The sequence below is a fragment of the Lysinibacillus sphaericus genome, from assembly GCF_006864135.1.
Taxonomy (GTDB): domain Bacteria; phylum Bacillota; class Bacilli; order Bacillales_A; family Planococcaceae; genus Lysinibacillus.
In genome coordinates this window covers 22,506-29,778 of sequence record NZ_SADV01000039.1, presented here as the reverse complement: position 1 = coordinate 29,778, position 7,273 = coordinate 22,506, and the positions used below count along the sequence as shown (strand labels likewise).

Genomic DNA, 7,273 nt, shown 5'->3' with positions numbered 1-7,273 from the left:
AAAAGAAATTTGATTAGCTCAAATTGTTTTGCTGGCATCATGTTTGATGTCCAAAATTTTGTTTCGTTCACTAACTCAAGGTTAACTAGTAAAAACTTTATTGATTACGTTTTGCTTGTTCAGTTTTCAAGGTTCATATTGTCGCTGCTTTCTCTCAACAGCAACTCTTATATAATATCATGTCGTTCACTTGTTGTCAACAATTAATTTTTTAATTTAAAACTCATTTGTTTTTCAACCGTTATCTTAACGACTCTTATTACTATACCACAATATTTTTGTTTTGCAAGCATCTTATAGAAAATATATTAAAGCGGTTATCCCTAGCACACCCGGAATACCTAATATTGCAATTGTGAATACTGAAAATAGATTAATCGGCACATTATAGCCTGCATACCCTATCCCTAAATGAATAATAAATAATAGTAGAAAGGCAAAAGCAAATCTAAACCAAAACACAGACATTCCTTCTAAAATTTTACCCATCTTGGCATGTCTTATTATTATATAAAGAAAAAGAAGCACTACAGGTACACAAAAGCTCATAATTACTAACCACGACATATGGTTTCCCCCTCAAAAATATAATTATGAAAGTTTATGTTTCCTGTTTTGCTTCTATGAATATTATTTATACCTATGCATTAACTTATTTTTAGCGGATGTTTGGACACCTGCTGAAATAAGTTTAAAAACTATTATTTAATTAATACTCTACGAATTCTAGCTTCCTTGAATAAATAAAAATGTATGCTCTCCGCTGCTTTTCGTTGAGCAATTACTTCTAAATCATAGTCATCTAGTAGTTCTTCAATTATCTTCGCCTGCTGCAAATCCTCTTTTGTTCCTTTTATAAGATTCACAAGCTTGTCATCGAATTCTTTTTTTAATTTTCCCTTACTGCGGAAGAACATATTAATCCCTCACTCACAATTCTCGGCGACCTTCCATTGCCTTCGATAACGTTACTTCATCTGCATATTCTAAATCTCCACCTACTGGTAGTCCATGAGCGATCCGTGTTGTTCGAATACCAGATGGCTTCACTAGACGAGAAATATACATAGCTGTTGCCTCACCCTCAATCGTTGAATTCGTAGCTAAAATAAGTTCTTGAACAGTCTCATCTTGCAAACGAACTAGTAGGGACGCGACATTAATATCCTCCGGACCAACACCATCCATAGGTGAAATAGCTCCCTGCAATACATGATACATACCATTGAAATCGCGCATTTTTTCCATCGCAATTACATCTTTTGTATCTTGGACAACACAAATAATAGAATGATTTCTTTGTTTGTCTGTACAGATATGGCATGGATCTACATCAGTTATGTTGCCACATACGGAACAGTAGCTTAAATTTCGCTTCGCATCAATTAATGCCTTTGAAAAGGATAAAACGTCATCCTCTTTCATTGTTAACACAAAAAACGCCAGACGAGCCGCGGTTTTCGGCCCGATACCTGGCAATTTCATAAAACTATCAATCAGTTTCGATATTGGTTCTGGGTAGTACATTTATTTACCTCCTAGAACGGAAGATTCATGCCTTGAGTGAATTTACCCATTGTTGCATTCGTTTTTTCATCTACTTTTTTCAGTGCTTCATTTGTAGCAACAACGATTAAATCTTGTAGCATTTCGATATCGTCTGGATCTACTACTGATGGATCAAGATTTACTTCTACAATTTCACGTTGACCAGTTACAGTTACTTTCACCATACCGCCTCCAGCTGCACCTTCAAATTGCTCTGCATTTAAAGCCTCTTGAGCCTCCATCATTTCCTTTTGCATTTTTTGCATTTTTTTCATCATACCTTGCATATTTCCCATTCCACGCATAAACATATTCCTCCTAAATGATTAATCTTCAACAATCTCAATAAAATCTTTACCAAACAGCTTTTCCGCTTCGGTTACAAGTGGATCTTGTGACGCAAGTGGTTGAGCATCATCGATAAACGGCCCTTCCGACATTTCTACCGGAGGTGGTTCTAATAATTCCATTTCATGATCAGTTTCATCCTGAGAAGATTTTTTCTGCTGCTGTAAGCCATGATCACGAATAAACTCTTCACGTAATTTTAACCAAGCCTCTTCTGGCGTACAAAGCATTTCGTACATAGTACCAGTTTGCCCTGCAATTAATTGTGTGAATTGAGCTTTTAGGGATTGATTATCAGCAACCATTTGACAATGAATATCATACTTGAATTTTAACACAAAAGCACTTGAAGATGCCGCAACAGGTTCAGCCTCTGCCAAAAGAGCTGATTGAGATTTTTGCATTTGACTTAATGCCTGTGCCCAAACCGATTTAATACGTTGCACATCTTGCTTTGTAGCATCCTTTAGTATCTCTTGAATACGGCCTGTTGGTGCTTTATAGCCATTCGGACTTTTTGCCCGCGGGCGCTGTTCTTTTGGTGTTTGCGCCGTTTGCATAGGAGCACCAGCTTGTAATTGAGCTGATAGTTGTTGCACCATCTGCTCAAGCGCCACAATTTTTTGGGCGAGCTCCGGGCTCATAGCTACCTCGCCTGAAGTGGTAGTCTGACCAACTGCACCACCCGAAAACTGCACCATTTTAAGTAATGCTGTTTCCAAATAAATCTTAGTATGGTGGGAGAATCGCATTTCTTGCTGTGTTTTCGCTAAAATATCAATGTAGCCATATAGCAAATCCGGTGCAAAATCATGCGCTAATGTAAACACTCGCTCCTCTGGTGATACTAGTTCTAATAATTCGGCCAAATCTTCACTTGTTTGCAGTAATAATAAATCTCGGAAAAATGTAATTAAGTCCTCAGAAAGGCGAAGAGGATCTTTCCCATCCGCAATAAGCTGTTCTAATAACGCAAGCATTTGCGCGACATCTTTTATTTTAAGAGCTTCTGCTAACTCATAGAAAATTTCCTGACTAATAGAACCTGTCACAAGCAATGTATCCTCAAGCTTCAACTTTTCTCCACTAAAGGATACAACCTGATCTAATAGACTTAAAGCATCACGCATACCCCCCGCTGCTGATTGTGCGATTACCTTTAAACCTTGTTCCTCAAACGGTAACTCAATATCTTCTAATACAACTTTCATGCGCTCAATAATATCACTGGTCGAAAGACGCTTGAAATCAAAGCGCTGACATCGCGAAATAATCGTTGCGGGCAATTTATGAGGCTCTGTCGTTGCTAAAATAAATACAGCATGTGAAGGTGGTTCTTCTAACGTCTTTAAAAGGGCATTGAAAGCACTTGTAGAAAGCATATGCACTTCATCAATGATATACACTTTAAATCTGCTACTCGCAGGAGCAAATCGAACTTTCTCAATGATGTCTCGTATTTCTTCAACGCGTGAATTAGACGCCGCGTCAAATTCAATAACATCTGGGTGAGAACCATCTGTAATGCTTAAACAAGTAGCACATTCATTACAAGGCTCTTTTGATGGTGCATGCTCACAATTTAAAGCTTTTGCAAAAATTTTAGCTGTACTTGTTTTCCCGGTACCACGTGGGCCAGAAAATAAATAAGCATGTGTTGTTTTATTCGCTAGGAGAGCATTTTGTAGCGTTCTTTTGACATGTGCTTGACCAGACATTTCTCGGAATGATTGCGGTCGATACACACGATAAAATGCTTGATACGTCAATGGATTCCTCTCCTCTTCTTTAATATATAGAATAGTTCTATTATAGCATTTACCTCATTATTTATAAAATGTTGTCATCGTTTTTCTAAAACTTCGGGACAATTCTCTTTCACTTCCTGTAGTGAATGCTGATGCTTCCGGCTCCTAACGTCCGCCGCACAATTTGTAACTTCCTTAAACGTGTTGGTGAATGATCTTCCATCCCCAAAAATATTATAAAATCATAAAAAAAACGCACCCGCCTTTTGTAGACGGATGCGTTTGAATTGGCAATTTAATGCCGTGCACCTTTCTTCGACAGCCGCACATAAGCGTTACTCTTGTCGTTAGCTCAGATTAGGCAACCCCGCGGCACATGAATAAGACCACTTAATGCTGCTTCCTTCCGGACCTGACATGGTTCATGGGTATCCATTGCGCAGGACCCAATCGTCAACACTACGTGCAAAAGGCAGACCAAACAATACGGACAGCCTCGAAAAAGGAATTCAGTCTCGCTAGAGCGGATTGCGAGTTACAGGACACCGCTACCTTCCCACCTAGCACGGCAATAACTAGTATACTGACTATTTTCATAAATTGCAACTTAATACGCATAATATTTGTTTGGAACATTCTATCTGCATTGTAAAAAAGAAATTGTTAATCCATTTATGCCTCGGCATCATTGTAGCTGTCACTTTGCTTTCACACAGATAAACAATGCCTCTGGAATTGGCTTTGTACTTAGGTCTGCATGAGGGCCGACACGATGTCGGCCATTTCGACAATGCCACAGGACATGGCGTTTTTATCGATACAAATCAGTTAGCCGTTATTTCATTGATGCGATGATTTTAAGCTAAAATCCTATAAGAACTCCTTTTCGATTCCATGACAGCCGTTGAAAAGTGACTTAGTACCGCATTCATTTCCTTCCTATAAAATTGGGAGACTTCTACATCTGACGCTTCGCTTTCGCTACCACAACATTTGTTGAAAAAAAGTTAAAAAAAATAAAAAATCTGTTGACGTAAATTTTAAAATATGATAAATTAAATCTTGTCGATAAGACAACGTAACAAAACAACATGGAGGTATACCCAAGTCTGGCTGAAGGGATCGGTCTTGAAAACCGACAGGCGGGTAACACCGCGCGGGGGTTCGAATCCCTCTACCTCCTCCAGTTTTAAAATTCCGACTACGAATGTAGCCGTTTTTTTTTTGCTTAAAAATTATATGTAACATTTATTAGATGCCACTTCCACTTAGGTTGTGGTATTTTTTTATTGTAAATTAAGATGTTATAACTGTGAAAAATCTATAGCATTATTTCATCTAGACAAATGCACTTTCATTACGAAACTACTTTTCGCCCCAACGTAACATGAAAAGTAGTGGTACAATTACATTTTATTTCAAACACGCAAACGAGCTTTTTAGCATAATGCTCGTTAATATTATTAGGGAGGATTTTTTTATGCACTCGAAATTTTACATATCTCGTGCTTCCCTCACTTGGGTTTTAACAATCGCTCTGTTAACTGCTATTGGTAGTGAAATTAAAATAATGCCTTTCGCTGATACATCTTTTCGTTTTGGATTAGGAAGTATTATTTTCTTTTTGTGTACTCTACTAAGACCTACACCGATCATTTTTGCTGGATTTACTACGAGTATCGTGACAACCATTTTTCGAGTTATCATTAATTACACTTTACATGATGTTCCAGTAGTCGATAGTTTACTAATACATTTACCTGCCGCCGCCTTTTATATAATGTTTGCAGTATGCCTACAAATTCTAAGCATTCATCAATATAGAGAAAAACCACTATTGCTTGGATTGCTAGTTGCATTTAGTGAAGTATTCAGTAATTTAGTGGAACAACTATTTCGTTTTTTTATAAATTCTTATACTTTTTTATTCCTTCATGATTTACTTATATTATTAGCAGTTGCTTTATTACGTAGCTTTTTTGTTGTTGGTATTTATAGTTCTATTTTAATTGCTGAACAAAAAAAACGTGTTCAAGAAATGCTTACGATCGGCTCAGATTTATATGTAGAGACACTTTATTTAAAAAAATCGATGAACGATATAGAAGCAATAACAATCAGTGGGTTTGAATTATATCGACAATTAAAATCGCTAGGTTATCATGCAGAAAGTTTACAGGCACTTCATATTGCCCAGGAAATTCATGAAGTGAAGAAGGATTCACAACGCATTTATGCAGGTATTTCTAAAATTGTTGGTGAAAAGAGCTTTGGATCCCTTAGATTGTCAGAATTATTACATTATATCGAAGATGGCAACAGTAAGTACGCTCATTTTCTCGGGAAAGAAGTTGAAATTAAATTAAATATTGAAGTCGATTTTCAAACGAAGGAACATATTGCATTGCTTGCACTTTTGAATAATTTAACAGCTAATGCTATAGAAGCAATTGAAAATCAAGGCATCATTTCTATTGCCATTCAACAGCAACAGGATGATACTGTAATAACAGTATGCGATAACGGGAAGGGCATTCCAAAAAGTAATCTCTCTATTATTTTTGAACCTGGATACACTACAAAATACAATGTAGACGGTGTCGCAGCAACAGGTATTGGTCTTTCACATGTTGTTGAATTAGTAAATAAATTAAATGGCTCAATAACCGTTGAATCAAATACTCAAAACACGATGTTTAAAATTACAGTTCCTACGCAAACTATTCAAACGGGAGAGACTTAAATGAGGTATTTTATTGTAGATGATGATCGTGCAAGTCGGGTCATGTTAAAACAAATTATTGAAGATAGTGGCTTAGGTACAGTTATTGGTGAAGCACGCAATGGTGAGGACGCCATTCCACAAATTTTAATGACACAACCTGAATTTGTGTTGATTGATTTACTCATGCCCAAGCTTGATGGGATTGCAACAGTCGAACACCTTATTCAAAATCGTTTTGAAGGACAATTTGTCATGATTTCTCAAGTTGTGAATAAGGAAATGGTTGGTGAGGCATATAAGCAAGGTATAGATTTCTTTATTCATAAACCGATAAACCGTATTGAGGTTGAAAATGTTTTACGTAAAACAACTGAACAATTTCGCCTAAAAAATTCATTGCTTATTATTCGCCAATCACTTACAAATATTGATCTAAGTGAACAAATAAATCACAAAGCAACGTCACGCGATCATATTCAATCTATCTTAAATGATATGGGTATCGTTGGTGAGATTGGAAGCGAAGATATTATAGCTATCATCGAAACATTACTTGCGCATCAGCACAAAATTGCACCACTTCCACCATTAAAGGAGCTTTATGAGGAGGTTGCAGTTGTCACAAAGGCTACACCAGATGAAATTCTGAAGGAAAGTAAAGCCATTGAACAGCGGGTGCGCCGTACTATATTAGCAGCGATGATAAATCTCGCCAATTTAGGTGTCGTAGATTATACAAACTCCGAATTTGAATATTATGCACCTCGATACTTTGACTTTAAAGAAATTCGTCATCTTATGACTCAGATAGAAGATCACGGAAATCGTAAAGCAAAGGTTAATATTAAGAAATTTATTCAGGTGTTATATTCAGACATTTTAACTAAAGTAAATTAATTTTCTC

7 protein-coding genes, 1 tRNA gene and 1 other RNA gene are annotated in these 7,273 nt (G+C 36.8%); 3 read left to right on the top strand and 6 right to left on the bottom strand.

Annotation, left to right across the window (positions count from 1 at the left end):
• Positions 1–294: 294 nt before the first annotated feature.
• From C7Y47_RS23745 to ffs, 6 genes are all read right to left on the bottom strand, one after another.
• Positions 295–567, bottom strand: coding sequence for a pro-sigmaK processing inhibitor BofA family protein (locus tag C7Y47_RS23745; protein ID WP_142511000.1), 273 nt, complete (start codon positions 565–567; stop codon positions 295–297).
• 134 nt (positions 568–701) lie between these two features.
• On the bottom strand, positions 702–917 hold the full coding sequence (locus C7Y47_RS23740) for a YaaL family protein (RefSeq protein WP_132364636.1): 216 nt from the start codon (positions 915–917) through the stop codon (positions 702–704).
• Positions 918–930: 13 nt separating this feature from the next.
• Complete coding sequence (gene recR / locus C7Y47_RS23735) at positions 931–1,527, bottom strand: recombination mediator RecR (RefSeq protein ID WP_079564088.1); 597 nt, start codon at positions 1,525–1,527, stop codon at positions 931–933.
• 11 nt (positions 1,528–1,538) lie between these two features.
• Positions 1,539–1,853 (bottom strand): YbaB/EbfC family nucleoid-associated protein, encoded by a 315-nt coding sequence (locus C7Y47_RS23730; RefSeq protein WP_132364640.1) that lies wholly within the window; start codon positions 1,851–1,853, stop codon positions 1,539–1,541.
• A gap of 21 nt (positions 1,854–1,874) precedes the next feature.
• Positions 1,875–3,665: a DNA polymerase III subunit gamma/tau gene (gene dnaX, locus C7Y47_RS23725; RefSeq protein ID WP_142510999.1), complete on the bottom strand. Its 1,791-nt coding sequence runs from the start codon at positions 3,663–3,665 to the stop codon at positions 1,875–1,877.
• A 280-nt stretch (positions 3,666–3,945) separates the two neighbouring features.
• An RNA gene (ffs, locus tag C7Y47_RS23720) (signal recognition particle sRNA large type) lies at positions 3,946–4,213 on the bottom strand.
• A 524-nt stretch (positions 4,214–4,737) separates the two neighbouring features.
• On the opposite strand from ffs, the gene C7Y47_RS23715 reads away from it, so the two are divergent.
• The 3 genes from C7Y47_RS23715 to C7Y47_RS23705 all read left to right on the top strand — a co-directional run bounded on the left by C7Y47_RS23715 (position 4,738) and on the right by C7Y47_RS23705 (position 7,266).
• Positions 4,738–4,830: transfer RNA gene (locus tag C7Y47_RS23715), tRNA-Ser, on the top strand.
• A gap of 294 nt (positions 4,831–5,124) precedes the next feature.
• Positions 5,125–6,387, top strand: a complete 1,263-nt coding sequence (locus tag C7Y47_RS23710; RefSeq protein ID WP_142510998.1) for an ATP-binding protein — start codon at positions 5,125–5,127, stop codon at positions 6,385–6,387.
• Entirely contained in the window at positions 6,388–7,266 is an 879-nt protein-coding gene (locus C7Y47_RS23705; RefSeq protein ID WP_142510997.1) for a response regulator, read from the top strand.
• The last annotated feature ends 7 nt before the right edge of the window (positions 7,267–7,273 follow it).

Coding starts and splice junctions, on each gene's coding strand:
- C7Y47_RS23705 (WP_142510997.1), top strand. CDS start 6,388: ATGAGGTATTTTATTGTAGATGATGATCGTGCAAGTCGGGTCATGTTA.
- C7Y47_RS23730 (WP_132364640.1), bottom strand. CDS start 1,853: ATGCGTGGAATGGGAAATATGCAAGGTATGATGAAAAAAATGCAAAAA.
- C7Y47_RS23745 (WP_142511000.1), bottom strand. CDS start 567: ATGTCGTGGTTAGTAATTATGAGCTTTTGTGTACCTGTAGTGCTTCTT.
- C7Y47_RS23740 (WP_132364636.1), bottom strand. CDS start 917: ATGTTCTTCCGCAGTAAGGGAAAATTAAAAAAAGAATTCGATGACAAG.
- recR (WP_079564088.1), bottom strand. CDS start 1,527: ATGTACTACCCAGAACCAATATCGAAACTGATTGATAGTTTTATGAAA.
- C7Y47_RS23710 (WP_142510998.1), top strand. CDS start 5,125: ATGCACTCGAAATTTTACATATCTCGTGCTTCCCTCACTTGGGTTTTA.